The organism is Cryobacterium sp. TMT2-10, from assembly GCF_004403075.1.
Lineage (GTDB): Bacteria > Actinomycetota > Actinomycetes > Actinomycetales > Microbacteriaceae > Cryobacterium > Cryobacterium shii.
On sequence record NZ_SOGW01000098.1, the window covers coordinates 24,469 to 50,793 of the forward strand.

At 67.6% G+C, this 26,325-nt stretch carries 30 protein-coding genes, 3 tRNA genes and 1 pseudogene; 18 read left to right on the plus strand and 16 right to left on the minus strand.

All coding sequences use genetic code 11. The features are described 5' to 3' along the window. The first annotated feature begins 137 nt into the window (after window positions 1-137). The 5 genes from E3T37_RS11640 (at window position 138) to E3T37_RS11660 (ending at window position 2,612) form a co-directional block, all read left to right on the plus strand. Window positions 138-222 (plus strand) — tRNA-Ser (locus E3T37_RS11640). Window positions 223-261: 39 nt separating this feature from the next. Beyond that, window positions 262-1,548, plus strand: coding sequence for an LCP family protein (locus E3T37_RS11645; protein WP_134366967.1), 1,287 nt, complete (start codon window positions 262-264; stop codon window positions 1,546-1,548). Between the two features lie 87 nt (window positions 1,549-1,635). After that, window positions 1,636-1,726: transfer RNA gene (locus E3T37_RS11650), tRNA-Ser, on the plus strand. A gap of 111 nt (window positions 1,727-1,837) precedes the next feature. After that, on the plus strand, window positions 1,838-2,125 hold the full coding sequence (locus E3T37_RS11655) for a hypothetical protein (protein ID WP_134366969.1): 288 nt from the start codon (window positions 1,838-1,840) through the stop codon (window positions 2,123-2,125). A 22-nt stretch (window positions 2,126-2,147) separates the two neighbouring features. Continuing rightward, window positions 2,148-2,612 (plus strand): VOC family protein, encoded by a 465-nt coding sequence (locus tag E3T37_RS11660; protein ID WP_338144979.1) that lies wholly within the window; start codon window positions 2,148-2,150, stop codon window positions 2,610-2,612. A 54-nt stretch (window positions 2,613-2,666) separates the two neighbouring features. On the opposite strand, the gene E3T37_RS11665 is transcribed toward E3T37_RS11660, so the two are convergent. The 3 genes and pseudogenes from E3T37_RS11665 to E3T37_RS11675 form a co-directional block, all read right to left on the minus strand. After that, window positions 2,667-4,202 (minus strand): HNH endonuclease signature motif containing protein, encoded by a 1,536-nt coding sequence (locus E3T37_RS11665; RefSeq protein WP_134366971.1) that lies wholly within the window; start codon window positions 4,200-4,202, stop codon window positions 2,667-2,669. A 317-nt stretch (window positions 4,203-4,519) separates the two neighbouring features. Beyond that, window positions 4,520-6,082, minus strand: a pseudogene (locus E3T37_RS11670) (carboxylesterase/lipase family protein). Window positions 6,083-6,128: 46 nt separating this feature from the next. After that, window positions 6,129-6,863: a flavodoxin family protein gene (locus E3T37_RS11675; RefSeq protein WP_134366973.1), complete on the minus strand. Its 735-nt coding sequence runs from the start codon at window positions 6,861-6,863 to the stop codon at window positions 6,129-6,131. 137 nt (window positions 6,864-7,000) lie between these two features. Here E3T37_RS11675 and E3T37_RS11680 point away from each other — a divergent pair. Continuing rightward, a tRNA-Arg gene (locus E3T37_RS11680) sits at window positions 7,001-7,073 on the plus strand. A gap of 375 nt (window positions 7,074-7,448) precedes the next feature. Here E3T37_RS11680 and E3T37_RS11685 read toward each other — a convergent pair. The 4 genes from E3T37_RS11685 to upp form a co-directional block, all read right to left on the minus strand. Then, window positions 7,449-7,640 carry a DUF1918 domain-containing protein gene (locus E3T37_RS11685; RefSeq protein WP_134366975.1) on the minus strand — a complete coding sequence of 64 codons (192 nt, stop codon included), beginning with the start codon at window positions 7,638-7,640 and terminating at the stop codon, window positions 7,449-7,451. A gap of 90 nt (window positions 7,641-7,730) precedes the next feature. Continuing rightward, entirely contained in the window at window positions 7,731-8,165 is a 435-nt protein-coding gene (locus E3T37_RS11690; RefSeq protein WP_241975924.1) for a MarR family winged helix-turn-helix transcriptional regulator, read from the minus strand. 306 nt (window positions 8,166-8,471) lie between these two features. Then, on the minus strand, window positions 8,472-9,176 hold the full coding sequence (locus E3T37_RS11695) for a winged helix-turn-helix domain-containing protein (RefSeq protein ID WP_134366977.1): 705 nt from the start codon (window positions 9,174-9,176) through the stop codon (window positions 8,472-8,474). Window positions 9,177-9,691: 515 nt separating this feature from the next. Further along, window positions 9,692-10,324 (minus strand): uracil phosphoribosyltransferase, encoded by a 633-nt coding sequence (upp, locus tag E3T37_RS11700; RefSeq protein WP_134366979.1) that lies wholly within the window; start codon window positions 10,322-10,324, stop codon window positions 9,692-9,694. 33 nt (window positions 10,325-10,357) lie between these two features. Between upp and tadA the strand changes: the two genes are divergently transcribed. Next, complete coding sequence (gene tadA / locus E3T37_RS11705; RefSeq protein ID WP_255572842.1) at window positions 10,358-10,837, plus strand: tRNA adenosine(34) deaminase TadA; 480 nt, start codon at window positions 10,358-10,360, stop codon at window positions 10,835-10,837. On the opposite strand, the gene E3T37_RS11710 is transcribed toward tadA, so the two are convergent. Continuing rightward, a complete protein-coding gene (locus E3T37_RS11710) occupies window positions 10,794-11,507 on the minus strand; it encodes a glutamine amidotransferase (protein ID WP_134366982.1) in 714 nt (237 codons plus the stop codon). The genes tadA and E3T37_RS11710 overlap by 44 nt on opposite strands. Beyond that, complete coding sequence (locus E3T37_RS11715; RefSeq protein ID WP_134366984.1) at window positions 11,504-12,466, minus strand: cation diffusion facilitator family transporter; 963 nt, start codon at window positions 12,464-12,466, stop codon at window positions 11,504-11,506. The genes E3T37_RS11710 and E3T37_RS11715 overlap by 4 nt, the downstream gene beginning before the upstream one ends. Window positions 12,467-12,540: 74 nt before the next feature. On the opposite strand from E3T37_RS11715, the gene proC reads away from it, so the two are divergent. Further along, window positions 12,541-13,389 (plus strand): pyrroline-5-carboxylate reductase, encoded by an 849-nt coding sequence (proC, locus tag E3T37_RS11720; protein WP_134366986.1) that lies wholly within the window; start codon window positions 12,541-12,543, stop codon window positions 13,387-13,389. A 291-nt stretch (window positions 13,390-13,680) separates the two neighbouring features. Here proC and E3T37_RS11725 read toward each other — a convergent pair whose 3' ends face one another. Both E3T37_RS11725 and E3T37_RS11730 read right to left on the minus strand, forming a co-directional pair. Then, window positions 13,681-14,352 carry a TrkA family potassium uptake protein gene (locus E3T37_RS11725; protein ID WP_134366988.1) on the minus strand — a complete coding sequence of 224 codons (672 nt, stop codon included), beginning with the start codon at window positions 14,350-14,352 and terminating at the stop codon, window positions 13,681-13,683. Continuing rightward, window positions 14,345-15,787: a TrkH family potassium uptake protein gene (locus E3T37_RS11730; protein ID WP_241975923.1), complete on the minus strand. Its 1,443-nt coding sequence runs from the start codon at window positions 15,785-15,787 to the stop codon at window positions 14,345-14,347. Before E3T37_RS11730 ends, E3T37_RS11725 begins: the two co-directional genes overlap by 8 nt. A gap of 73 nt (window positions 15,788-15,860) precedes the next feature. Between E3T37_RS11730 and E3T37_RS11735 the strand changes: the two genes are divergently transcribed. The 3 genes from E3T37_RS11735 (at window position 15,861) to E3T37_RS11745 (ending at window position 16,808) form a co-directional block, all read left to right on the plus strand. Next, window positions 15,861-16,307 (plus strand): helix-turn-helix transcriptional regulator, encoded by a 447-nt coding sequence (locus E3T37_RS11735; protein ID WP_134366990.1) that lies wholly within the window; start codon window positions 15,861-15,863, stop codon window positions 16,305-16,307. A 100-nt stretch (window positions 16,308-16,407) separates the two neighbouring features. Next, entirely contained in the window at window positions 16,408-16,602 is a 195-nt protein-coding gene (locus tag E3T37_RS11740) for a helix-turn-helix domain-containing protein (RefSeq protein ID WP_134366992.1), read from the plus strand. 107 nt (window positions 16,603-16,709) lie between these two features. Continuing rightward, window positions 16,710-16,808, plus strand: a complete 99-nt coding sequence (locus E3T37_RS11745) for a 30S ribosomal protein bS22 (protein ID WP_003792170.1) — start codon at window positions 16,710-16,712, stop codon at window positions 16,806-16,808. Window positions 16,809-16,883: 75 nt separating this feature from the next. Here the strand turns inward: E3T37_RS11745 and E3T37_RS11750 are convergent, their stop codons facing one another. After that, entirely contained in the window at window positions 16,884-17,606 is a 723-nt protein-coding gene (locus E3T37_RS11750) for an HAD family phosphatase (protein WP_160141085.1), read from the minus strand. 53 nt (window positions 17,607-17,659) lie between these two features. Here E3T37_RS11750 and E3T37_RS11755 point away from each other — a divergent pair, with 53 nt between their 5' ends. Then, window positions 17,660-17,929 carry a glutaredoxin family protein gene (locus E3T37_RS11755; RefSeq protein WP_134366996.1) on the plus strand — a complete coding sequence of 90 codons (270 nt, stop codon included), beginning with the start codon at window positions 17,660-17,662 and terminating at the stop codon, window positions 17,927-17,929. Beyond that, window positions 17,929-18,225, plus strand: a complete 297-nt coding sequence (locus E3T37_RS11760) for a Dabb family protein (protein WP_134366998.1) — start codon at window positions 17,929-17,931, stop codon at window positions 18,223-18,225. Before E3T37_RS11755 ends, E3T37_RS11760 begins: the two co-directional genes overlap by 1 nt. Window positions 18,226-18,237: 12 nt before the next feature. Here E3T37_RS11760 and aspS read toward each other — a convergent pair whose 3' ends face one another. After that, the gene (gene aspS / locus E3T37_RS11765) at window positions 18,238-19,566 is read right to left on the minus strand and encodes an aspartate--tRNA(Asn) ligase (RefSeq protein ID WP_166789073.1); all 1,329 of its coding nucleotides are present in this window, start codon (window positions 19,564-19,566) and stop codon (window positions 18,238-18,240) included. Window positions 19,567-19,629: 63 nt separating this feature from the next. Here aspS and E3T37_RS11770 point away from each other — a divergent pair, with 63 nt between their 5' ends. Genes E3T37_RS11770 through ccsB form a run of 5 tightly spaced genes read left to right on the plus strand, consistent with a single transcriptional unit; the run spans window position 19,630 to window position 24,296 of the window. Beyond that, a complete protein-coding gene (locus E3T37_RS11770) occupies window positions 19,630-20,274 on the plus strand; it encodes a histidine phosphatase family protein (RefSeq protein ID WP_134366999.1) in 645 nt (214 codons plus the stop codon). Then, window positions 20,271-20,867: a TlpA disulfide reductase family protein gene (locus E3T37_RS11775; RefSeq protein ID WP_134367001.1), complete on the plus strand. Its 597-nt coding sequence runs from the start codon at window positions 20,271-20,273 to the stop codon at window positions 20,865-20,867. Before E3T37_RS11770 ends, E3T37_RS11775 begins: the two co-directional genes overlap by 4 nt. A gap of 2 nt (window positions 20,868-20,869) precedes the next feature. Next, a complete protein-coding gene (locus E3T37_RS11780; protein WP_134367003.1) occupies window positions 20,870-21,631 on the plus strand; it encodes a cytochrome c biogenesis CcdA family protein in 762 nt (253 codons plus the stop codon). Then, window positions 21,615-23,279, plus strand: a complete 1,665-nt coding sequence (locus E3T37_RS11785; RefSeq protein ID WP_134367005.1) for a cytochrome c biogenesis protein ResB — start codon at window positions 21,615-21,617, stop codon at window positions 23,277-23,279. Before E3T37_RS11780 ends, E3T37_RS11785 begins: the two co-directional genes overlap by 17 nt. Before the next feature lie 51 nt (window positions 23,280-23,330). Beyond that, window positions 23,331-24,296, plus strand: a complete 966-nt coding sequence (ccsB, locus tag E3T37_RS11790; protein ID WP_134367042.1) for a c-type cytochrome biogenesis protein CcsB — start codon at window positions 23,331-23,333, stop codon at window positions 24,294-24,296. Between the two features lie 193 nt (window positions 24,297-24,489). Here the strand turns inward: ccsB and E3T37_RS11795 are convergent, their stop codons facing one another. The 3 genes from E3T37_RS11795 to E3T37_RS11805 all read right to left on the minus strand — a co-directional run bounded on the left by E3T37_RS11795 (window position 24,490) and on the right by E3T37_RS11805 (window position 26,198). Continuing rightward, the gene (locus E3T37_RS11795; RefSeq protein WP_134367007.1) at window positions 24,490-25,470 is read right to left on the minus strand and encodes an o-succinylbenzoate synthase; all 981 of its coding nucleotides are present in this window, start codon (window positions 25,468-25,470) and stop codon (window positions 24,490-24,492) included. Window positions 25,471-25,635: 165 nt separating this feature from the next. Continuing rightward, the gene (locus tag E3T37_RS11800) at window positions 25,636-25,899 is read right to left on the minus strand and encodes a hypothetical protein (RefSeq protein WP_134367009.1); all 264 of its coding nucleotides are present in this window, start codon (window positions 25,897-25,899) and stop codon (window positions 25,636-25,638) included. Continuing rightward, window positions 25,896-26,198: an ATP-dependent DNA ligase gene (locus tag E3T37_RS11805; RefSeq protein WP_370262064.1), complete on the minus strand. Its 303-nt coding sequence runs from the start codon at window positions 26,196-26,198 to the stop codon at window positions 25,896-25,898. Before E3T37_RS11805 ends, E3T37_RS11800 begins: the two co-directional genes overlap by 4 nt. Between the last annotated feature and the right edge of the window lie 127 nt (window positions 26,199-26,325).

Consider the following 26,325-nt stretch of genomic DNA (forward strand, 5'->3'; position numbering starts at 1 on the left):
CCCGCACCGCTTCCGGCCCGCGTCCAGCGCGCTGCCAGCATCCTCTGGCACAGTGGTGAACCTCCAATCGGCTAGAATCGGTCGGTATTCGCTTGTCAGCGTGCGCAGGTTCAATCGGCGCCGCTGGGCAGCGAACGGGAGGGCTGTCCGAGCGGCCGATGGAGCCAGTCTTGAAAACTGGTGGGCAGAGATGTCTCGTGGGTTCGAATCCCACGCCCTCCGCACCTCGATCCTGCACGGTGCACTAACGAAGGGACCTGAGTGAGCGACCAACTTCGCCCCCGCTCGACGCGTTCGAAGAAGATCCGGACGCTCGCGCGGCACGGTCGCCTACGCCGGTCCAATCCGTTCGTCACCGTGGCCAAGGTGCTCGCCGCGGCACTGGCCGTCCTCCTCGTCAGCGGCGTCTCCGTCGCCGCCATCGCCACCTACGACGTCGCCGCCAGTGTGCAGCCGAGCGTGAAACTGGCCAGCGAGACCGACGGGCCCGCTCCGAAGATCGATGCGATCGCCGGCGGCGTGAACCTCCTCATCGTCGGAAGCGACAGCCGCAAGGGGCAGGATGCGCGATTCGGCCCCGAGGACTCCACCGGCGACCTCAACGACGTCACCATGCTGCTGCACATCTCCGCGGACCACTCCAACGCCTCCGTGATCAGTTTTCCCCGGGACATGTACGTGCCGATCCCGGAATGCCCCAACCCGGACGGCGGCACCTTCGATTCGATGGGCAGCCAGAAGATCAACACCACGCTCACCTACGGCGGACTGGCCTGCACCGTTCTCACCGTCGAGCAGCTCACCGGCCTGAACATCCCCTACGCCGCCGAGGTGCAGTTCAGCGGCGTCATGGCCATGTCGACGGCCGTCGGCGGCGTGCCGGTCTGCGTCGCGGAAGACATCGAAGACGAGTACACCGGCACCTTCCTCAAGGCCGGCATGCACACCCTGGAAGGCGTGGATGCGCTCCAGTTCCTGCGCACCCGCCACGGCGTCGGCGACGGCAGCGACCTCACCCGCATCAGCAACCAGCAGGTGTTCATGTCCTCGCTCGTGCGCACGATCAAGAGCGCGTCGACGCTCTCCGACCCGCTCAAGGTGTACTCGCTGGCCAAGGCCGTGACGGCGAACATGACGCTTTCGACCAACCTCAACGACGTGTCCACGCTCGCCTCGATCGCGGTGGCCCTGAAAGACATCGACCTGAACAAGGTTGTCTTCGTCCAGGTTCCCACCGGCACCGTCGACGGCGGCGTGATCCCCCTGCAATCCGACTTCGACAACCTGTTCGAGGCTGTTGCGGCCGACAAGCCGATCCAGTTGGGCGGTACCACCGGCGGCGGCGCGACCCAGGACCCGAACGCTCCCGTGGCGGCGACGCCTGACCCGGCGGCCGCCGACCCCGCGGCCACCACGAACCCGAGTGCCGTTCCGGACCCGGCCGCGACGAAGAATCCGTCCGATGGCGCCGTCCTGTCAGACTCGACCACCGGGCAGACGGCCGGGGACTACACCTGTTCGGTCGGGCGAACGCTCGAAGACCAGTAGCCGTGTGAACGGCATCCGCACAGTGTGTTCGTGCGGATGCCGTCAGTACGGTTATGATTGTTCAGGTGTGTTTGTAATGAACACCAAGGAGACGTCGCATAGTACGGCTTAGTGCACCACCCTGCTAAGGTGGAGTACCCTTCACGGGGTACCGTGGGTTCAAATCCCACCGTCTCCGCACTTGAGAGCCCGCAGCCGTCCCCGGAATCCCTCGTTCACTGATCCAGTGTTCAGAGGGCATCCGGGGCTTTTTCTGTTCATCGGGGCGGACCGAGCGTACGCTGGCGGCATGAATGAGCAGAAGCCCTCCGGTGGGCACCATCCAGGCGGCTACGTGCGGTTCATCGACTGGATGGACGCCAAACTGAAACGTCCCTTGGGGCCGCCGCCGGTGGGCCCATACGATGCGGTCGTCCGGCGGGTCGGCGAGGCCACGTGCCCCGTGTGCGGCCGGCCGATGGCCGACCACACCATCGATCATTCGGGTCCGAACGCGGTCCTGCACTGCCCGGCGGATCCCAGGCCGACGCCTCCGGATGAGGCGGTCAACGAACTGGGAATGAAGAAGGGGCACTGACGTGTAGACGATCAGTCCGTTCCTGTGGTTCGACAATCAGGCTGAGGAGGCGGCCACCTTCTACGTCTCGGTCTTCAGAAATTCCCGGATCGTGAGCGTTGTGCGCTATCCCGAGGGTTCCCCCGCCCCGGCTGGCACCGCGATGACGGTGTCCTTCGTGATCGACGGGCTCGAGTTCCAGGCGCTCAACGGGGGACCGCGGTACACGTTCACCGAGGCGATCTCCTTCGTCGTGAGGGCCGAAACCCAGGACGAGATCGACCATTTGTGGGAGAAGCTGACCGCGGGGGGTTCACCGGGCCGGTGCGGCTGGCTCAAGGACAAATTCGGGCTTTCCTGGCAGATCGTGCCGCCGGTTCTGGTCGAGTTGCTGGGCGACCCCGATCCCGAGCGGTCGAGCCGGGTCATGCAGGCCATGTTGCCGATGGGCAACCTCGATATCGCGGCTCTCCGCGCCGCTGCCGATTCTCCGGCCGCTCCGGTCTGATCGAAGTCGCGTGACATCGATGCCTCGGCTCTCGTGACCGGCTAGCCGTTTCGGCTAGTGCGCGGAATCGGTGGCCTGGGGGTGGGCGCGGGTCCTGGCCCGGTTGCCGCGGCCGGCACCGCTGGCCCGGTGGGCGCGGTGGTCCTGGCCCGGTACCCAGGTGCGGGCCGGGTCGTGGCAGACCGGGGCCATGACCTCGGGTTTGCCCCGCACCATGCGGATCAGCCACCCCGAGGTCTCGATGCTGTGATGGTGGAACCAGCAGAGCAGCACCCCGTTGTTGATGTCGGTGGGGCCGTGGTTGACCCAGGGGATGATGTGGTGCACCTCGGCCCAGGCCGCATTGACCTGGCAGCCCGGGATGATGCAGCCGCCGTCGCGGGCGGCGATCGCGCGGCGTTGGGCCTGGCTGAAGAATCTTTCCTTGCCGCCCAGGTAGAGCACCTCACCGTTCACGCCGAGAAGGATCTTGCGGTACCCGCCGGCGCAGATGAGCTGATTCACGGTGCGCATCGACACGGGGGCTTCGACCCCGTCGATCCAGCCGACTCCGTGCTCGTCGGCGAGGTCGACGGCGTTCACGTGCACCATCACTGTCGGCGCCGCCCCGCCCATCTTCGGGGTGCCCGGGGCGCGGGACGCGGCCTCGAAGACCCCGCGGAGGATGTCCGCACGCTTCTCACCGCCGTTCCGATCATCGCTCAGGGCGGCGGCCTCGGCGCCGGGGATGAGTTCCCCGGAGTCCATCAGCGCCTGCTCCTCCGTGCTCGGGAACGCGGGCGCCGCATGAGCGGAGAGGTAGGTGTCGAAGATGCCGTTCATGATGCCGCGCAGCTCGGCCGTGACCGCGCCCCGCAAGGGGTAGAGGCCGTCCCTGAGCAGGCCGAACCCGACGGTGCTGCGCGGCTCGGCGACGTCTTCGTTCGGGGCGGTGCCGTCGGGGTCGAGCCGGGCCTGCCACTGCAGGGCCATGCCCCGGATCAGGTCCGCGGGGAACGCGAACCCCTCCCCCGGCAGCCCCGCTGTTTCTTCGGTGATGGCGCCGGTCGCGGCGGCGACCAGCGCACGTTCCGCGGTCAGGAGGTCGTCCGGGGCGACGCTCGGGCTGACCTTGTCGAGGGCCGTGACGATGGCCTCGGCCGCGTCGACACCCAGGTCGCCCGCGGTCAGTCCCGCGGCGACGGTCGGGTAGTACGGGGGCAGCATGCTGGTGCCGGCCCGGCGATCCGAGACGTTCCCGCCGAGGCGCACACGCCGGTTGGCCTCCCGGGCGGAGACCCGGGTGAGGCGCGTGATCAGGTCGACGCCGTTGCTGGCCCCCTGCTTCCAGGCCAGGGAGTCGTGGCCGAGGATGCTGCGGGAGCGGTCCGCGACATCCGTCGCCGTAGCCACCCTGGCCGCGTCGACCCGGCGGCCGAGCTGCTCCACCGCGCCAAGGACCGCGAGGGCATCGGTGTCGGCCATCAGCGATAACGTGATCGAGTCGAGTGCGGCGGCCACAGCCAACCCCGCCCGCCGGATCAGCTGCACAGGTGAATCTGCCGCCTCTGCCGGGGCGGCTGGTGACTGCGGTGCAGATGCTCCTGCCATGCCCCGATTTTAGCAAAAAGCGTACGTGGTGTCGAGACTATCTCAACTATTTACCAAAGTATTTCGCAGATAGTTACGAATGAGGCGGGTGTTACTCGTGGGGCTCCCCGGCCGGTGAGGCGCCGCAAAACCGGGCCCGAAACCCGGCCGAGCCGTGAGTTCGGACCCTCTTCAGGCACAAAATAGGGGCGGAACTCACGGCTCGGCGATGAACTGCGGGGCGCTTGAGGTGTCGGCGCATCCGGACCGTGACCCCTGACACGGGCCCGCCTGGAAAATCGGCAGGAACCCCGCCCAGAAGCCGGCAGGAAGCCCGCCTAGAAGTCGGGCAGGAAGGCCTGCCAGACGGCTCGCCGCTCGCCGCGAGGATCGGATTCGACCCGGTCCTCCTCGTCGATGATCAGGGTCAATCGGTTGGTCTCCGTGTAGGTCGGCCAGGTATCGTCCGGCCGCCCGGTGCAGGCGAAGCGCAGCCAGTGGGTGCGCATCCGTTCGCCCGCGCTGACGAAGCGCTCCCGCCCGCCCAGCAGGCTCATGGCCCGGGCAAAGGGGAAGTCGACCTGGTCGAACAGGGCGAGCAGCTCGATGCCGTGTGTCGCCCCGAGGCCGAGCAGGTGCATCAGCCGCGGCGCCAGGTCGAAGCGGTAGACGTACACCGGCGCCACCCGGGAATGCAGTTCGCCGAGCTGCATGCTCGGGTACCAGAAGACGAAGTCGCTCCCGAAGTCCGCTGCCGAGCGATTCTCGGGCAGGCTGGCGTAGACGGTCCGCATGGCGTGGTGCGAACTCACCGGGGCGTGGTCGAAGATCGCGGCGATGCGCATCGGCGAGCGGGGGAGCACATCCACCCTCCCTGTGAACACGGAGCCCTCCCGCTCGTTGGTGCCGATGATGAGCGGCACCCGATGGGCGTTCCCGTTGCGGAACGCATCGAGGGGGCGTTCGGGCAGGAAATCGCCGTCCACCACCGGAGCGAGGCAGAAGGTGCCCGGGTAGGCGTCCGGCGTGCGCGCCGAGACGACCAGCGCGACCCGGGTCAGGTCGCTCACACTGGCCATCGACAGGAGCTCGTTCGGAGTCAGGGCGGACGTGTCGGGCGGAGAGAGCGCGCGCAGCTCCGCCACGAACTCCGCCGCCCAGCCGGCGCTGAGCGCGTGCGAGAACGACGCGCTGATCGGCGTGCTCTGGGCGATGGCACGGGCGAACAGGCCGGAGGCCGACGGCATCGCCATCAGGGTGATCACCGCGTTGGCGCCCGCAGATTCCCCGAACACCGTCACGTTGTGGGGGTTGCCGCCGAATGCACGGATGTTGTCCCGCACCCACCGCAGCGCGGCCACCTGATCGCGCAGCCCCGGATTGCTCTCCAGCGGGCGCTCGGGGGTCGAGTACCGGGAGAAGTCGAGGTAACCGAGGGCGCCCAGCCGGTAGTTGAAGCTCACGTACACGACCCGCCCGCTGTGCACGAACCGTTCCCCGCGGCCGGTGAAGTCATGCGAGGATCCCACGCTTTAGCCGCCGCCGCGGATGAAGACCATCACCGGGCGTCCCAGCTGTTTGCGGGAGGGGGCCGCCGGGCGCAGCACATTGATGGTCAGGCAGTCCTCGCTGGCCGGCACTCCGGGCTTGGCGCCCTTGAACTGTCCCTTGTACACCTGGGGAGCGACGTAGCCGAAGGTGGAGGCATCCCGGACACCGTCCCAGGGAACCACCGGCTGGGGGGCACGGAACCGCAGGTCGCCCACCGGCGGAGCCGCGTACGGGATCCCGCGCCAGGCCAGGATCCCGTTCTCCTCCACCCCGCGCACGATCCCTCCCGTGACCCGAACGTCCAGTCGGCCGCGCGCTGTAGGTGGCTCATGGGTCAGCGTCGTGGTCATGGTGTCCTCGTTCCTGCGTCGGTCTCCTGCAACGGTGGCGCCGCCGCTAGCGGTACTCCGGGTTCGGCTGGAAGCCGAAACGCTCGCCTCGGTCCCATTCCCCGCGGAGGTTGCCGTAAGCGGGGATGCCGCCGTTGGCCTTCAGGATCGCGGCGAGGTGCATCAGGTTCCAGGTCATGAAGGTGGTGTTGCGGTTCGTGAACTCGTTTTCCGGTCCGCCCGAGCCGGGGTCGAGGTAGCTCGGCCCGGGTCCGATCTCGCCGATCCAGCCGGCATCCGCTCCCGGGGGGATCGTGTAGCCGATGTGCTGAAGGCTGTAGAGCACGTTCGACGCGCAGTGCTTCACGCCGTCCTCATTGCCGGTGATGATGACCCCGCCCACCTTGCCGTAGTAGACGTACTGGCCCTTGTCGTTGAACTCGCCCGACATCGCGTACAGCCGCTCGATGATCCGTTTGGTCACCGAGCCGTTGTCGCCGAGCCAGATCGGACCGCCGATCACGAGGATGTCGGAGGTGAGTACCTTGTCGAACAGGGCCGGCCAGGCATCCGTCGCCCAGCCGTGTTCGGTCATGTCCGGATACACGCCGGTGGCGATGTCGTGGTCGACGGCCCGGAGGGTCTCGACATAGACGCCCTGCTCGTGCATGAGGTTCGCGCTCAGGTTGATGATGCCCTGGGTGTGGCTGATTTCGGGGCTGCGTTTGAGGCTGCAATTGATGAACAGGGCCCGCAGGCCGGCGTATTCGAAGGATGCCTGGGTGTTGCGGGTCGGGGTCATGGCGCCAGTTTTGCACCGGCCAATGACCTCGGCTAGGGCCGCGCGGTCGCCCCGAACCCCGGTGCGGAACCTGAGCGGTCCGAATAGCTGATATGATTTCTGAGTTGTCTCCGAGCGCTTAGCTTGGTGGGCAGCCTGCGCTCGTAGCTCAACGGATAGAGCATCTGACTACGGATCAGAAGGTTGGGGGTTCGAATCCCTTCGGGCGCACAGACAGGCACGAACAGAAAAAGGAAACCCCCCGCATCTTCGGATGCGGGGGGTTTTTTCTGCGATGCACGTCGCGATGCACGTCGCGCTAGCGCGTCGCGACGACTTGCCGTACCAGACGGTCCGGCTCACGCCTGACGTTGGTGCGGTCGCAGCCGGAACACGCGAGCACGTAGACGGGGAGCGCGAGGCTCACGGCGTGGGCCGGGTTCGGCGTGAGGCGGGCGGCTGAGTGACAAAACGGGCACGTAATCCTCATGGCTGAGGCTCCTCTTCTACTGACTTACCCGCTACGGACCGTAACGCGTAATTCGAAGTTAACTCACGTCGCCGCCAGGCAGTAGCCCCTTGACCGGCAGGGGCAGCCTGTGCATGCTAGGCCGGTTCGGCGTGCTCGATCACGAAATCGGACCCGGGGAAGACCACGCTCTCGTGCCCCTCGCCGAACCGCACGAGGTAGGGCGGTTCGCCGTTCGGACCCCGAACCTCGACGATTTTCCCGTGGCGATCCGGTGTCTCCACCGTCTTTCCCCGAATGATGATCCGATCTCCCTGCGATGCGTGCATGGGAACCCACCTCCTGGGCGTTAGGTTACGCCGACCCTCCCGGCCTGCACAGGGCGCGGGCGTTCGGGCTGCGCTCGGGCCGCGTGCGGGTCAGGGCTCGCCGCGCAGCCGATCGCACAGAGTCGTGAGCTGCGTGAGCTCCTCCGTGCTGAGAGCGTCACCGATGCGGTCCGTGATAGTGCCCATGTGCTGCACCGCGACCCGGCGGAACAGCTCGTAGCCGACATCCGTCAACTCGATGATGGCCCCGCGGCCATCGGTGGGGTCGGTGAGCTTGGCCACGTACCCCCGCAACGCCAGCCGGTCCACCAGACGGCTCACGCTGGGCTGGGTGAGCAGAACGTGTCCGTTTAGATCGCGCAGGCGGATCCGACGGTTCGGCTCCCTCGACAGGTTGAACATGACGTCGTACTCGTTGAAGGAGATTTCCCGGGACGGAAAATCTGCGGCCAGGCTGCGCATGATGGCCACCTGGGCGCGGAACAGGGACTCCCATGCGGCTACGGCCACGGCTCGATCGCTCACCCGGCCTCCCAACCTTGTTTCAAGGATAGAGACTCCAGCGGTGACCCGCCGCTCGGGATGCGATCCGGGCGGAATCCAAGAAATAAAACCTGCCAAGGCTAGCGGTCCGTTACGCGTTCGTTATATATTCATTGAGCGTCAACCGTTTGCTGTGGCGGAAGGCGTGAAATGTGATTGCAGGACACTCTTGGTGCAAGGGAAAAGGGCCGGCCGTAGCCTCTACGACCGGCCCTTTGTCATGACCGGACGCCGGAACCTGGTCCCTTCGCCCGGTGCGGACTTGCGCTCGCGCTCGCGCCCGCGGCGTCAGAAGACGTCGGGGCTGGGCGTGCTCGACTGGCGGATCGAGACGTCCGCGTGCCGGTCGAAGCGGTACCCCACGCCGCGCACGGTGCGAACGATGTCTTCGTAGCGGCCGAGCTTGGCGCGCAGGCGGCGCACGTGCACGTCGATCGTGCGCTCGTTCGGGGCATCCTCCTCGTCGGCGGCGTTCCACAGCTTCGAAATGAGTTCGGAGCGTTCGATCGTGCGGCCCTCCCGCAGCACGAGGTACTGCAGCAGTTCGAATTCCTTGTAGGTGAGGCCAGCCGTCTCGTTGTCGAGGATGACCCGCTTGCGGGAGATGTCGACCACGACTCCGCTGGGTGCGCGGTCGGGATCCTCCGTCTCGGTGCGGTGCTTGGCCAGCGCGGCCGGGTCCTGCAGGGCGAGGCGCACGACATCGACGTCGCGGCCGCCCGCACCGGTCGGGGCCAGGGCGACAGCCGCGTGGGTTTCGGACGCCGGGGCGATGCTGTTGGTCAGGGCCTTGAGGGCCTCGACGATGCGGCCGAGGCTCGTACCGGCCGCGGCCGCCTTGGCCTCGTCGATGCCGACGTAGAGAACAAAGCCCCGGGCCTGGGTGCCGTCGGGCACGGCACGGATGCGGGGCGCGGCGGGTGCCGGGGCGGCCTGGAGTTCCAGGCGGGCGGCCTGGGCTGAGCGGGCGGTGTCAATGTGTGCAAGCGACATGGGAGTGATCCTTGGCTGGGGTGGTGCAGGGAACCGGACGCGTTTCCGCGATGCCTGGGTTCGAAAAAGTGAGGCCGATCACGGCCGGGGCGGAGTCGGGGACTCCGTGGAGTTCAACCGGCCGGCCGCGAATTGTCAGCGGGGCGGGAACTGGGCGAGAGGGTCGCTGTCAGCGGGACATTCGGCAACACGCCGCGCAGCTGCCGGGCATCATCATGCCGGCAGTCCCGGGGGCCTCGAAGGAGGTTTGGGGGCGTGCGCTCGTTGTCATAGTTGCGAGTAAAGCCCACTGTTACGGCGTGTGTCAATTCCGTGACGACGGATGACGCGGTGTGACGCGCATCACGTTCGCCAACCCGGCGGCGGGTCGGAGGATCCGCCGTCGATCAGGAACGGGTGAAAGATTCCGTGACGAAATGCAATTTCATCAAAGATTCATGAACGGAGCGGGCTGCGGTGTGTTGCGGATCGAAGGAACTGCAACACACCGCAGTCGGTGGGGATGAGAAAAGGAACTAGACCAGGCCGTAGAGGCGGTCTCCGGCGTCGCCGAGGCCAGGCACGATGTAGCCGTGCTCGTCGAGACGGTCGTCGACGGCGCCGAGGACGATGGTCACCTCGCGGCCAGCGAGGGCCTTCTCCACGGCGGCGAGGCCCTCGGGCGCAGCCAGGATGCAGATGGCCGTCACATCGACGGCCCCGCGGTCGAAGAGGAACTGGATGGCCGCGATCAGCGAGCCGCCCGTTGCCAGCATCGGGTCGAGCACGAAGCACTGGCGGTCCGACAGGTCGTCCGGCAGACGCTCGGCATACGTGTTGGGTTCGAGGGTCTCCTCATTGCGCGCCATGCCGAGAAAACCCACCTCGGCGGTCGGCAGCAGCTTCACCATGCCCTCGAGCATGCCCAGGCCGGCGCGGAGGATCGGTACGACCAGCGGCTTGGGGTCACTGATCTGCACCCCGCGGGCCTCGGACACCGGGGTCTGCACGGTGACTTCTTCGACCCGCACGCCTCGGGTCCCCTCATAGGCGAGGAGGGTCATCAGTTCTTCGACGAGGGACCGGAAGAGCGGCGACGGAGTGCGCTTGTCCCGGAGAACCGTGAGTTTGTGGGTGATCAGGGGGTGGTCGGCTACGTGGACTCGCATAGGCTCAATCTACTAGTCGGGGGAGGGAATCGGATGGGCGAGCAGGGTCAGAGGCACAGCGAATGGATGCAGCTTGCCCTCGCCGAGGCCCGGACCGCCCTCGACACGGGCGATGTTCCCGTGGGCGCGGTGGTGCTGGACGCGGCCGGACAGGTGATCGGCCGCGGGCGGAATGAGCGGGAGCTGCTGCAGGACCCGACCGGCCACGCCGAGATGGTGGCCATCCGGCAGGCGGCCGCGACGCTGGGGGACTGGCATCTGACCGACTGCACCCTCGTGGTGACCCTCGAGCCCTGCGTCATGTGCGCGGGCGCGATCCTGGCCGCGCGGGTGCCCGTGGTCGTCTTCGGCGCCTGGGATGAGAAGGCCGGCGCCTCAGGGTCGGTGTACGACGTGCTGCGCGATCGCCGGCTCAATCATCGGGCCGAGGTGTTCGCCGAGGTCGAGGCGGCCGAGTGCGGCTCTCTGCTCAGGGACTTCTTTGCGGATCCAGCCCGCCGAGCCATTCGCTGAACATGGCGCGGGAAGCCCGCTGCATGCCGCTCGAGTAGCGTTCGCGGTCGCGGCGCAGTGCCGCCGGGTCGAAGCCTTCGGCGGCCACCTCGGCCTCTGAGGCGATCAGCCAGACCTCGTGCATCTCGTCGGTGACCTCCGGGTGGAACTGAACGGCCAGCGCCCAGTTTCCGATCGCGAAGGCCTCGTTGCCGTACTGGGGTGACCCGGCCAGCCGGGTCACAGTGTCGGGGAGGTCGAAGGTGTCGCTGTGCCACTGGAAGACGGGCACACCGGCGACATGTCGCACGGGGGAGTCCGCGCCGGCCGTCGTCGGTTCCACCGCGCGGTAGCCGATCTCGTTCGTCGGCCCGCGGTAGACCCGGGAACCGAGGGCGTTCGCCATCAGTTGCGCCCCCAGGCAGACGCCGAAGACGGGCCGTGCGGCGGTGAGGCGCTGCCGGAGCAGTTCGACCTCATCGTGCAGGGCGGGGAACCGGTCGGCCTCGTAGACGCCCATCTCTCCGCCCAGCACGACCAGCAGGTCGGCGGCCTCGGGGTCGATGGCCCGAACATCCTCGGTCAGAGTGTCGACGTACCGCACCGTGTAGCCATATTCGAGCAGCACCGGTTCGAGATTTCCCAGGTGGATCGTGGCGTCGTGTCGCAGGACGACCGCGGTGCGGGTCATTCACTCCCCTTGATGACGATGGTGTCGGTGGGGGGCGCCGGGCGGTTCGGGTCCACGAAGATGTCCGGCTCGAGGTAGATGACCCGGGCTGCGGGCACGGCCTCGCGGATGCGGTTTTCGACGTTGTCGATGCCGGCCGCGACGTCGGAGAAACGGGTCTCGGCGTCGAAGGCGACCTTGGCGGCCACGAGCAGTTCGTCCGGACCGAGGTAGAGGGTCTTGAGGTGGATGATCTTCCACGTCTCCGGGCCGGCGAGGATGGCGCGTTCGATGGCCGCGGCATCCTTCGCCCCTGCGCCCTCGCCGACGAGCAGGCTCTTGGTCTCGATGCCGAGGACGATGGCGACCAGCACGAGGAGCAGGCCGATGAGTAGGGTGCCGACGGCGTCCCAGATGGGGTTGCCGGTGATGATGGTCAGGCCGACGCCGAGGAAGGCGAAGACCAGGCCGGCGAGGGCGGCGATGTCTTCGAGCAGCACCACGGGCAGCTCGGGCGCCTTCGCGTGCCGCACGAACTGCACCCAGGACTGGTTGCCGCGCACGTGGTTCGACTCCTTGATGGCGGTGCGCAGGGAGAAGGATTCGAGCCCCATGGCCACCAGGAGCACCACGATCGGCAGCCAGGGCACCTCGAGCGGGTGCGGGTGCTGCAGTTTCTGCGCGCCCTCGTAGAGCGAGAAGACGCCGCCGATCGAGAAGAGGATGATCGACACCACGAACGCGTAGACGTAACGCTCACGGCCGTAGCCGAACGGATGCTCCTTGTCGGCCTCCTGGCGTGACTTGCGCCCGCCCACCAGCAGCAGCACCTGGTTGCCGGAGTCGGCGAGGGAGTGCACCGCCTCGGCGAGCATCGAGGAGGAGCCCGAGAAGGCCCAGGCCACGAACTTCGTGATCGCGATCCCGAGATTGGCTGCGAGGGCAGCCACGATTGCCTTGTTTCCGCCCGATGCACTCATGCAGCCAATCCTAGAACGCCCGTCGCTTGTGGTCCTCACGCGGTCGGCACAGGGCGCGAAACTAGACTCCCGGTATGACTGCGACTGTTCCGACCACTCTTCCCACCATCACGTTCCTCGGTGCCGGCTCCATGGCCCGGGCCGTCCTGACCGGGCTGCTGAAGCCGGAGGTGACCGTGACCGGGGGCATCCGGGCCACCAACCGCAGCACGGCCAAGGCCGAGGAACTGGCCGGGATCGACGGCGTCACGGCCTGGGCCACGGATGTCGACCCGGAGGCGAACCTCAAGGCCATCGCCGGCGCGCGCATCGTGATCGTCGCCGTGAAGCCCCCGATGGTCCCCGACCTGCTGGCCGAGATCGCCGACAGCCTCGAGCCCGGCACGCTGGTCGTCAGCGTGGCCGCCGGCGTCACCATCGCCACGTTCGAGGGTCTGCTGCCCGAATCGGTGTCGGTCATCCGCTCGATGCCGAACACGCCGGCCCTGGTCGGAAAGGCCGTCACCGGGTTGAGCGCGGGAACGCGGTCCACCCCCACCGACCTGGAGCTGGCCCGGACCCTGTTCGGCACCGTCGGCGACGTGCTGGTCGTGCCGGAGGAGAAGCTCGACGCCCTCAGCACCATTTCCGGCTCCGGCCCCGCCTACGTGTTCTACCTGATCGAGCAGCTCACCGCGACGGCCGTCGCCAAGGGTTTCACCCCCGAGGAGGCCGCGGTCATGGTGAACGGCACGTTCCACGGCGCGACCAGCCTGCTCGCCGCATCCGCTCTGTCGCCGACCGAGTTGCGCCGACAGGTGACGAGCCCGAGCGGAACGACCGAGCGCGCCGTCTGGGAACTCGAAAAGGGCGGCCTCAAGGAACTCTTCGACCGCGCGACGGATGCCGCCCTCGCCCGCGCGCGCGAGCTCGCCGGCCACTAGCTGAACCAATTCGACGGAGATATTGCTCTAAGAAATAGGTTTCGGGCGATTCGGAGCCGAAACGGGCAGAATCTCCGTCGAATTCGCTCGGGCAGGTGCTGTTCACCCGGCGACGGCCAGGCGCGCGCCCCCGGCAACACTCCGCCCGGCGTTGAACCAATTCGACGGAGATACTGCTGTAAAAAAGCGGTTTCGGGCTGTTTGGGCGCGATTTCGGAAAAATCTCCGTCGAATTCGCTCGGGGACGGGGACGGGGCCGGGGACGGAGACGGCCGCGGACGGCGGGTGAGGCTAGGAGTCGAGGGCCGCGAACCGCTCGATGTCGGACTCGGTGCCGGAGACGATGATGAGGTCCTGGTCGGTGACGACCGTCTTCTCCGTGGCGTAGGTGAACGGCCGGCCGGGGCTCTTCACGCCGACGACGGTGACGTTGTACTTCTGGCGCAGGCCGGATTCGGTCAGGTTGAGCCCCCGGATCGGCTTGGGCGGGATCATCTTGACCAGGGCGAAGTCGTCGTCGAACTCGATGAAGTCGAGCATCCGGCCCGAGACCAGGTGGGCGAGGCGCTCGCCGGCCTCCGCCTCGGGGAAGACGACGTGGTTGGCGCCGATCCGCTCGAGAATGGTGCCGTGCGACTTGGAGATCGCCTTCGCCCAGATCTGCGGGATGCCGAGGTCGACCAGATTGGCGACGATCAGCACGCTGGCCTCCACCGACGAGCCCACCGCGCAGACGGCGATGGAGAAGTCCTGGGCCCCGATCTGCCGGAGCGCCTCGAGGGAGGTGGCGTCGGCCTGCACCGCGTGGGTGACCCGCTCCGACCACTTCTGCACGAGCGCCGCGCTGTCGTCGACGGCCAGGACCTCGCGACCGAGGCGGTCGAGCTGGCCGGCGGTGGCCGCCCCGAACCGGCCGAGGCCGACGACGAGCACGGGGGCGTCATGCCTGATCCGGTCAGCCAACGATGGGTCTCTCTTCCGGGCGGGTGAACAGCTGCCTGCTCTGGCTCGCGGCGAGTGCCGCCGCGAGAGTCACTGTACCAATCCTGCCCATGAACATCGTCGCCGCGAGCACGTACACCCCGGCGGGCGGCAGTTCCGCGGTTAACCCCGTCGAGAGGCCGCAGGTGGCGAAGGCCGAGATCACGTCGAAGAGCACGTAGTCGAACGGCGCCTTCGAAATCTGCAGGATGACGATGCTCGCCACCGCCACGGTCGTGGCGCCCCAGAGCACCACGCTCACCGCCAGCCGGAGGATGTCGCTGGGGATGCGGCGGCCGAAGGCCTCCATCTCGGTGCGGCCGCTGGCCTCGGCCATGGCCGCCAGAAATAGGATCGCCAGTGTGGTCACCTTGATGCCGCCGGCGGTGGACGCCGAGCCGCCGCCGATGAACATCAGCATGTCCGTGGCGAGCAGGCTGGACCCCTTCAGATCGCTCACGGTGATCGTGGCGAAGCCCCCCGACCGGCTCATGACCGACATGAAGAGCGATTGGAAGATCGTGTCGCCCACGCCCAGCGACCCGAATGTCTTCGGGTTGTCGAATTCGAGGGCGATGTAGACGGCCACACCCGCCAGCATCAGCACCACGGTCGTGAACAGCGTCAGCTTGACGTGCACCGACCAGCGCCGCGGGCGCCGCCAGCCCCGCGAGACGGCGTAGATGACCGGGAAGCCGAGGCTGCCCAGAAACACCCCCAGCATCAGGGCGCTGAGAAACCAATAGTCGTCGGCGAACGGGGCAAGGGCACCCACGTTGGGGTTGAAACCGGTGTTCGTGAAGGCCATGGCCGAGTAGTAGACGCTCTGCCAGGCCGCCTCTCCGACGGATGCCCCGCTCGCCAGGATCCGCGGGAAGAGCAGCGCGGTGACGACCGACTCGATCGCGAAGGCGCTGATGGCAACCGTCACCAGCAGGTTGCCCACCTCGCCCAGTCGTACCGTCTGCCCCTCGTTGACCGGGCCGGCGTGGATCCGGGACGGGTTCGTGTCGCTGGCGGCCATCAGCTTGGCGCGGAGGCCGAGGCGCCGGGAGATGACCATTCCCATCAGGGAGGCCAGGGTCAGCACTCCGACTCCGCCGATGTTCACGCCCACGACGATCAGGATGTTGCCGAACGCCGACCAGTGCGTGGCCATGTCCACCGTGGACAGGCCGGTGACGCAAATCACGGACACCGCCGTGAACAGGGCGTCATGGAGCGGGGTCAGCGTGCGCGCCGCCGACGCGATCGGCAGGGAGAACAACAGGGTGAAGAGCAGGATCAGCGAGGTGAAAACGAGAATGGCGAACCGCGACGGCGACCGGCGGGCCAGGCCGTCGACGGAGTCCCGTGCGCGGAGGTACCAGCGGGTGCGGCGATGGGCGAACGCGGCGCCGGCCATCATCGTCTGCATTGAAAACCTCCTCCGGGCCCTCGACCCGGCAATCGCCATGGTATCCCCCACCGGGAATGAGTAGCCTTGGGGCATGGCAGACATCTTCGGCGTGGTGGCGGATTCGACCCGACGCGAAATACTACGCATTCTCCTCGAGCGATACAACCAGTCGACCGCGGCCGGTGGCGAGCTCAGCGTGTCTGACATCGTCGACAAACTCGGCCTCAGCCAGCCGACCATCTCCAAGCACCTGAAGGTGCTCCGCGAGGCCGGGCTCGTGGGCGTGCGGGAATCCGGCCAGCACCGCTACTACCACCTCGATTACGCGCCGCTCGAGGAGATCGAGGACTGGCTCATCCCCTTCCTCAGTGTGGACTTCGACGCGACGGCCGACGAGGCCGCGGCGGAGAGCGAGGGGCTGAAGGTCGAGCAGCGCGCGTTCGCCATCGCCATCGGCAAGGCATTCGCCGACACGTCATTCCAGATGGCGCATGCGGTCAAGGACGCCAAGCCGCGGAAGTGGCGCAAGAACGACTAGACGGTCTTGACGAGTGCATCTATAGTGACGTTCTAACACACGGGCACCGCCTGTACCAGACCCGTGAACGAGAGTGCGATCGGGTTCGGGAGGGCGCGTCATGTCGTCAGATCTATCGGATATTCGCTTCCTCACGGTGGCCGAAGTCGCGGCTATGATGCGGGTCTCGAAGATGACCGTGTACCGGCTCGTGCACTCGGGCGAACTGCCCGCCATCCGTTTCGGCCGCTCGTTTCGGGTGCCGCAATCCGCCGTCACCGCGGCCATCGAGCGTCCCATCGCGGACACCGCGTGAGCCGGATTGTGCACACCGGGTCAGCGGCCCTTCTTTTTCCGGTAGGCTGATACTTACCGTGTCTGTCGCGAATCCCGCGGCTAAACCAATTCTTTTGTGAGGTCCGTGTGGGTTCTGTAATCAAGAAGCGACGCAAGCGTATGGCGAAGAAGAAGCACCGCAAGCTGCTTCGTAAGACTCGTCACCAGCGTCGCAACAAGAAGTAGTCCGTTCTGAACCGGTGACGGTTCTAGTTCGCAAGCTTCCAACCGTGTAACGGCGTGAGCGCTAGGTCCTTGGACCTAGCGCTTTTTGCTTGCGCGGGCGGCCGCCGCGATGCTGCCCCGTTTCATGCGCATCACCGGCCAGTGGCGCGCCACGGCATACCGGTGGAGGCGGGCATCCGGGTTCACGACGACGGGATTGCCGACCAGGTTCAGCAACGGAATGTCGTTGCGTGAATCCGAGTACGCCCAGCAGTGCGACAGGTCCGCCCCGCTGGCCACCGCCCGGGTGCCCGCCGCGCGGGCTTTCCGGTCTCCGTGACAGACCCCGTCGGCGAGTCGCCCGGTGTAGACGCCCTCCACGGCCTCCAGCACGGTACCGACCGCCCCGGTGAGCCCCAGCCGTTCGGCGATGACGTCCGCCACCTCCTGGGCGGTCGCGGAGACCAGCCAGACCTCACGACCGGCCGCCAGGTGCGCCCGGGCGACGGCGACCGTCTCCGGCCACAGCCGGCGGAGCAGGCGGGCGTCGAAGATCTCGCGGCTCAGCACGGTGATCTCGGCGCGGGTGTGGCCTACGACGACCTCCAGCGCGCGCTCACGCACGGTCGCGAGGTGCACCCCGTTCTCGCCGACCGCGATGAACCGGGCCTGCTTCCAGACGAATGACAGAATCTCCCGGCCGCTGATCATGCGCCGCCGCCACGCGCCGATGCCGAGGTGGTACAGGCTGGCACCGCGCATCAGGGTGTTATCGACGTCGAAGAACGCGATGGCACGGGTGGCGGTGGCTTCAGACATGTGCGCTGAGTCTAGTTGCGCGGGCGCCCGCGGGGCCAGCATAGGCTGGAGTCATGGCTACCGCACTCCTCACCCTGATCGGCAAGCCCGGCTGTCACCTCTGCGACGACGCACGTGACCTGGTCGGCAGCGTTGTGACCAAGCTGGCGGAGGACCCGTCCGCCCCGAAGATCGTGCTGGAGGAGAAATCGATCCTTGACGACGCCGAGCTGCACGCCCTCTACGTCGAAGACATTCCCGTTCTGTTACTCAACGGCAAGGTGCATAACTACTGGCGCATCGATCCGCTCCGGCTGCGCACGGCGCTGCTCGCGGTGACCTGATGATCCGCCACATCGTCTCCTGGCAGCTGGCCGAGACAGAGCCGGCCGCGAAGGCCCGGGTCGCGGCCGAGATCGCGTCGAGGCTCACCGCACTGGTGGGCGTCGTCGACGAGATCCGTTCGCTGCGGGTCGACGCGGATGTCGCGGGCGGCACCAACTGGGACGTGGTCCTGGTGGCCGACTTCGACGACTTGGCTGCCGTCGGCCGGTACCAGGTCCACCCCGCGCACCAGGCCGCGGGAACCTACATCCGGTCGGTCGTCACCGCCCGGATGGCCGTCGACATCCTGCTGTAACCGGGTCCGGGGTTAGGGCTCGAGGCGGGTCGGGCCGCGGAAGAGGTAGGTGACCTCACGGATGCTGGCCTGGTGCAGCATCAGCATGAGTACGCGGGCCAGGCCCATGCCGAACCCGCCGTGCGACGGAACCCCGTAGCGGAAGAAGTCGAGGTAGCCCTCGATCTCCTCGGGGTCGACGCCCTTCTCCTTCGCCTGCTCCACCAGGATGTCGATGCGGTGCTCGCGCTGCGCGCCGGTCGAGATCTCGGTGCCGTTGAAGATCAGGTCGTAGCTTTTCGTGATGCTCGCGTCGCCCTCGTGGCGCATGTGGTAGAACGGCCGGATGCTCGAGGCGTAGTCGGTGAGGAAGACGAATTCGTGGCCGAAGGTCTCGAGCACGTAGGCGGCGATCTGGCGTTCGCCCTCGGGGTCCATGTCGTCGTCGTCGCGGGGGACCTCATAGCCGCGGGTCTTGACGATCTCCTTGGCCTCGGCCAGCGGGATGCGCGGGAAGGGCGTGCTGGGAACGGTGACCTCGACCCCGAACAGGGCCAGGACCTCGTCGCCGTGCTTCTCCTTGACGGCCGTGAAACCGGCGACGAGCAGCTCCTCGTGCAGCTTCATCACGTCTTCGTGGCTGTCGATCCAGCTGATCTCCGAGTCGATGCTGGTGAACTCGGTGGAGTGGCGGCTGGTGAACGACGGGTCGGCACGGAATGCCGGCCCGACCTCGAAGATCTTGCCGAAGCCGGCGGACTGGGCCATCTGCTTGAAGAACTGGGGGCTCTGCGCGAGGTAGGCCTTGGTGTCGAAGTACTCGACCTCGAACAGCTCGGCGCGGGATTCGCTCGCGCTGGCCATCAGCTTCGGGGTGTGCAGTTCGATGAAGTCGTTGTCGATCCAGTACGTGCGCAGCGCGTGCTCGAACGTGGTCTGGAGACGGAAGATCAGGTTCTGCTTCGGCTGGCGCAGGTCCAAGAAACGCCAGTCCAGGCGCTTGTCGAGGCTGGAATCGGCCGCGATCGGCGTCTCGGGGATGGCCACGGTGACGACTAAGAGGGTCGCGAGCTTGATCTCGATGCCGCCGAGCTTGACCCGCTCGTCGTGCTTGAGTTCACCGGTGACGGTGACGAAGCTGCCCTGCGAGAGGGTCGAGATGGTGGTGGCCGGTTCGTCGGCGACGACGGCGCCATCGGCATCCGTCGTGCGCGGGTTCACCAGCTGCACCGCGCCGGATTCGTCGCGCAGCACAACGAACTGCACCTTCTTCTGGTCTCTGACGGTATCGACCCATCCGGACACCGTCACGGTTCCGTTGTCGAGGGCGGCCAGGTTCTTGATCAATATGCGCTCAGTCACCGGTCAAGTTTAGCCGCACGGCTCTCGGCGTATTCGCGGGTACCCTCTCCGTAGACTGGGGATGTGGTAGCCAATCAGGTACATCTCGTGCGGCACGGCGAGGTTTTCAACCTCGAACGTGTGCTCTACGGACGCCTGCCCGGCTACCGTCTGTCCGACCTGGGTGCGCAGATGGCCGAGGCCGCTGCCGCCGATCTGGTCGAACGCGGCCGCCCCGTCGCCCGCATCGTCTCCTCCCCGCTGCAGCGGACGCGCGAATCCGCCGCCCCGATCGCGGCGGCCTTCGGGCTTTCGATCGACATCGACGAGCGCATCATCGAGCCGGCCAACGTCTTCGAGGGCAAACGGATGCGGGGCCCGGACGGCGCCCTGCGTGACGCCCGCAACTGGCCGGCCCTGCGTAATCCGCTGCGCCCCAGCTGGGGCGAGCCGTTCGAATCGATCGTGCAGCGCATGCTCGCCGCGATCGAGGATGCCCGCAGGTCGGTCGATGAGGGGGACGTCGTACTCGTGAGCCACCAACTGCCGATCTGGATGGTGCACCGGGCGCTCGCCCGCGAGCGGCTGGCGCACGACCCGCGCAAGCGACGCTGCGACCTGTCCAGCATCACCACCCTGTCCTGGCCGGGCGACCGGCTGGTCGAGGCCGGCTACACCAATCCCGCCCTGGCCCTGCAGTCCGGCGCCACCGACGTGGGGGCCGTATGACCCGCCGGCCCCGCACGCTCCTGATCGGCCTGGTGGCAGGTGCCCTGCTGCTGACCGGCTGCGCGAGCGACCCCCTGGCCGAGCAATACCGCGAGGGCAGCAGCAAGGGCTTCATCGCGGGCGACGGCAGCTGGACCGAGATCCCGGTCGCGGACCGCGGCAACGCGGTGACGTGGAGCGGCGCGGATGAGACCGGCGCGGCGGTGACCAGCGAGGACTACGCGGGCAAGGTCGTCGTCGTCAACTTCTGGTACGCCAGCTGCGCGCCATGCCGCGCCGAGGCCCCGGCCCTGCAGAAGCTGAACGCGGAATTCGCCGGCACGGATGCCCTCTGGCTCGGCGTGAACGTGCGCGACCAGGCCGCGAACGCGATCGCGTTCAACGAGAGCTTCGGCATCACCTACCCGTCGGTGATGGACGTGGACAACGGCAGCATGCAGCTGGCCTTCAGCGGCAGCATCCCGCCCAACGCGGTGCCGACCACGCTGGTGCTCGACCGGTCCGGCCGGGTGGCCGCCCGGATCCTCGGCTCCCTCACCTCGCCGTCCATCCTGGAGACCCTCGTGCGCGACACGATCGCCGAGGAATCGTAGGCGTGGACAACCCCTTCGGCGAGATCGTCTTCAGCGGGCAGCTCCTGGTGGCCATTCCGGTCGCCGTTCTGGCCGGCCTCGTGTCATTCGCCTCGCCGTGCATCCTCCCGCTCGTGCCGGGCTACCTGGCCTACATCGGCGGCTTCACCGACGGCCGCTCGACCGCCGTGCGCGGGGATCGGCGGGGCCAGACCCGGCTGCTCACCGGCGTCGCCCTGTTCATCCTCGGCTTCACCCTCGTCTTCGTCCTCACCGGTGTCGTCTTCGGCGTGGCCGGCTTCTGGCTCAACCAGTACCGCGACCTGGTCACCCGCCTCGCCGGGGTGGTGGTGATCCTGCTCGGCCTCGTGTTCGTCGGGCAGTTCGGCTTCGCGCAGCGCATCGTCAAGACCTCCTGGAAGCCGAAAATGGGACTCGCCGGCGCCCCCGTGCTCGGAGCCGTTTTCGCCGTCGGCTGGACGCCCTGCACCGGGCCGACCCTGACGGCCATCAACTCGCTCAGCCTGACCACGGGTTCGCCGTGGCAGGGTGGTCTGCTGGCCCTTTTCTACGCGCTCGGGCTCGGCATCCCGTTTCTGTTGATCGCGCTCGGCCTAAGCTGGGCGACCGGAGCCGTTTCGTTTCTGAAACGGCACATCCGGGCGATCAATCTTCTGGGGGGCCTGCTCCTCGTCGTCATCGGTGTGCTCATGGTGAGCGGGCTCTGGAATGTCTGGCTCCTCGACCTGCAAGGAACGATCGGAAGTTATGTCCCGGCCCTCTGACCACTACGACTCGCCGGCCCTCGCGGCGGTCAGCCAGCCGCGCCTCGGCTTCACCGGCTGGCTGCGCTGGTTCTGGCGCCAGCTGACGAACATGCGCACCGCCCTGTTCCTCCTGCTCCTGCTCGCGATCGCCGCGGTGCCGGGTTCGCTTGTTCCCCAGCGCAGCTCCGACCCGAACGGGGTCACCCAGTACTTCGCCGACAACCCGGACCTCGCCCCCGTGCTCGACAAGGTGCAGGCGTTCGACGTCTACTCGTCGGCCTGGTTCTCGGCCATCTACCTGCTCCTGTTCATCTCCCTGATCGGTTGCGTCATCCCGCGCACCAAGCACCACTTCCAGGCGCTGCGGGCGAAGCCGCCGACCACCCCGGCCCGGCTGTCCCGGCTGGCCGGCTTCACGGAGCGCACCATTCCGGCCGGCCAGAGCGCGTCCCTCGCGGTCGATTCGGCGAAGCGGATGCTGAAATCCGGCGGCTACCGGGTGGCCCTGTTCGAGCGCGGCCGGGAATTCTCGGTCTCGGCCGAGCGCGGCTACCTGCGCGAGACCGGCAACCTGGTCTTCCACTTCGCCCTGGTCGGCATCCTGATCACGGTCGGCTTCGGCAGCGGCTTCGGATTCAGCGGCCAGCGGGTGCTCGTCGAGGGACAGACCTTCGTGAATACCCTGCTCGCCTACGACTCGTTCAACCCGGGCCGGTTCTTCAACGACGAGAGCCTCAAGCCCTACAAGCTGACCCTCGACGACTTCAAGGTGAAGTACGAGACGAAGAACCTCATGGCCTACGGCCAGCCGCTCGACTTCACCGCAGACGTCACCGTCACCCATCGCGGTGAGGCGCCCGAAAAAAGCCAGGTGAAGGTCAACGCCCCGGCGCGCACGGGCGGCACCGACGTGTACCTGCTCGGCAACGGCTACGCGCCCAAGATCACCGTGAAAGACCCGAACGGGGTGGTCGTCTTCACCGATGCCGTGCCCTTCCTGCCTCAGGATGCCAACCTCACCTCCCTGGGCGTGGTCAAGGTTCCCGACGGCCTGGCCGAGCAGCTCGGCCTGATCGGTTTCTTCTACCCGACCCAGGCGACCATGGACTCCGGGGCGTTCTTCTCCTCGTACCCCGACCTCGAGTACCCGCTGCTCACCCTGAACATCTACTCCGGCGACCTCGGCCTCGACAAGGGCGTGCCGACATCCGTCTACGCGCTCGACACCGACAAGATGACCCAGCTCACGGGCGGCAAGACCGGCACGAAATCGATCGAGCTGAAGCCGGGGGAGACCCAGCAGCTGCCGAACGGGCTCGGCTCGGTCACGTTCGACGACGCCAACCCCGGCGCGAAAGCCGGCGACTTCTCGGGCTCGGTGCTGCGGTTCGCGTCGTTCGACATCCACCACGACCCCACCCAGCTGTGGGTGCTGACCTTCGCCGTTCTCGCCCTGCTCGGCCTGCTGACCTCGCTGTTCGTGCCCCGTCGACGGGTCTGGGTCAAGGCGATCGAAGAGGCCGACGGGTCGGTGCGGCTCGAGTACGCCGGGCTGGCCCGCGGTGAGGACCCCGCCCTCGAATCCGCGGTCGCCGAACTGGCCGACCGGCACACTGACCTGCTGCTTTCCACCGAAACGGCCGCCACGGCATCCGACAAGACTTAGGCTGACACAGTGAATCTCAACGAGCTCTCGATCCTGAGCCTCTACTCGGCCATGGCCGTGTACGCACTGGCCTTCATCGCCTTCTCCTTCGACCTGGCCAAGCGCTCGGCCGCGGTCAAATCCGCGGCGGAGCTGACCGGCGAGGCGGAGAGCCGGCGGGCGGCCGCCGAGGAGTCGCACGGGCTGAAGTCGGGGGGCACCACCACCCTCACCCGGATCAGCGCGCGCATCGCCAACGACGCCGCCACCCCCTACGGCCGGTCGGCCAGCCTGCGGGTGGGCGTCTCACTCACCGTTCTGGCCTGGCTGATCCACCTCGTGGCCGACGTGCTCCGCGGCGTGGCCGCCGAGCGGGTGCCGTGGGCGAACATGTACGAGTTCGCGATGACCGGCACCCTGCTGATCGTGACCGTGTTCCTGATCGTGCTGACCCGCGCGGACCTGCGCTTCCTCGGCACCTTCGTCACCGGCATGGTCCTGGTGCTGCTCGGCATCGCCGCGCTGCGCTTCTACGTGGAGGTCGCGCCCCTGCCGCCCGCGCTGCAGTCGGCCTGGCTGGTCATCCACGTGTTCGTCGCATCCCTGGGCACCGGGTTCTTCGCGCTCGGGTTCGCCCTCTCCGGCGTTCAGCTGCTGCAGTTCCGGCGGGAGGCATCCGTCGCCGGCCCGACGGGCGGCCGGCTGCGGTTCCTGGCCACGCTGCCCTCGTCGGCGACGCTGGAAAACCTGGCCTATCGGGTCAACATCATCGGATTCATCCTGTGGACCTTCACCCTGATGGCCGGCTCGATCTGGGCCGAACAGGCCTGGGGCCGCTACTGGGGCTGGGACACCAAGGAGGTCTGGACGTTCATCATCTGGACCATCTACGCCGGCTACATCCACGCCAGGGCCACGCGCGGCTGGCGCGGGTCGCGGTCGGCCTGGCTGGCCATCATCGGCTTCAGCGCCGTGATGTTCAACTTCGGCGTCGTCAACGTGTTCTTCAAGGGACTGCACGCCTACTCGGGTCTCTAAACCCTCGCGGGTCGACTCGCGCCGGGCGCTTCCGTGGCCAACTCAGGAGATCCGGCACCAGTGGTGGCGTGATCCGCACTGGTCTGCGGCTGCACCGATGCGGGCGCAGGGGATTTCCTGAGTTAGCCCCGTGCCGGGCCGGGCAGGAGTGTCACCGGAGCCTGCTCGGCCGGAGGCGAGCCCGGCTACCCGGCTAGTCGGCCAGGAGGGCGTGGCAGCGGGTCAGGCGGGCCAGCCACCAGTCGCGGCGGTCGTCCGCGGCCGCATACTGCTCGAGCAGTGCCGGGTCGGGCGTGACCCGGCGAACCGGGATGCGACCGTCCACGGGGAGGAGCGGGTCGGTGGTGACATCCGCGGCCAGCAGTGAGGCCGTGCCCAGGCCGCAGTCGAACTCGAGGTTCGGGATCGCCCCGGCCAGGTGGGCGCCCATCGAGATACCGACCGAGGTGTCGAGGGCGCTGGAGACGACGGCCGGGAGACCGGCCTGCTCGACCAGGGCCAGAGCGGCATGGATGCCGCCGAGCGGCGCGGCCTTGATGACGAGGATGTCGGCCGAGCCCGTGCGGGCCACGAGCAGGGGGTCCTCGGCCCGGCGCACGCTCTCGTCCGCTGCGACGCCGACGTCGAGGTACGCGGTGCGGCGGCGGATCTCGGCGAGTTCCTCGATCGTCGCGCACGGTTGCTCGACGTATTCGAGGTCGAATTCGTTCAAGGCGTGGATGGCGTGCTCGGCCTCGTCCACGTTCCAGAGCCCGTTCGCGTCCACACGGATGCGCCCTTCCGGGCCGAGAATCTTCCGCACGGCCCGCACGCGTGCGACATCGTCGGCGAGGGTCTGGCCGGGGTCGGCGACCTTGACCTTGGCGGTGCGGCATCCGGGGAACCGAGCCAGGACTCCGGCGACGTCCTCGGCGGAGACCGCCGGCACGGTGGCATTGACGGGGATGCTGTCGCGCAGGAGCGCGGGGGCGGCCAGCCAGCCGAAATCGATCGCGGCTCGAAGCCAGGCGGCGGCCTCGGCGTCGTCGTAGTCGGCGAAGGGCGAGAACTCGGCCCAGCCCTGGGGGCCTTCCAGCAGGAGCGCCTCCCGGGTGTCGATCCCGCGGAACCGCGTGACCAGCGGCAGGGCGACGACGCGGGCAGATCCGAGCAACTCGGCAAGTGTGGGCAGCATGTTTCAAGTGTGCCAGCCGCGCGGCTGCCCCGGGGACGGATCTCGTGCCCTGACGGCGCAGCGAGCCTCCGGAAGCGGGTACTGCCCGGGCGAGCGCGAGCGCTGGCGCGAAGCAGTGCACGCCTCCCGACCGACCGGCTGCTCTGTCGGAGCCGCTCTACTGGATCAGAGCACGTCCTGGTTGAAGACGCCGTCCACGTCCAGGTCGATGTCGTCGCCGTTGTCTCCCTTGACCCGCAACATCGCGAACGGGATCCCCGGGGCGATCAGCAGGAAGGCATCCTCGAACCGGCCGCCGCCGCTGTTCACCCGCATCCAGTAGGGGGCACCCGAGAGAACAGCCGCGTCGACCTCCGCCTGGATCGATTCGATCGATCGGCCGCCGAGAGAGTACTGCTGGCCGCCGTACACAATGTCGACTCGAGTCACGATTCGTCCTTCACTGTCACTGTTGCAGGTCGATGAGGTTCAGGCACGAGCTGGAGGCCGCCGGACGAATTCGCGGACAGCATCAGGGCTTCGATCCATTCGCGGTTGAGGCTGGGGGAACGGCCGCCGAAATACTTGTAGGACAGGGGGATGGCGGGGTGCAGCCAGATCGTGCTGCGCCCGTCGCCGCCCTGGGGGTCGTCCCGCCAGGTGAAGTAGAAGCATTCCCCGCGTCGCAGCTTGGCCCCGACCACAACCTGGATGTGAGCGAGCACCCGGTCATCGAAATCGGCTGTCAAGGTTGAGTTGTACGTGAGCTTTCCCATGTTTCCCCCACCCGACATCGCTTGCTTCAGACGATATCCCGATTGAACCAACAACTCTACGCTCAATTCGGGGGGGGGGGGGGGGGGGGGCCTGGTCCGG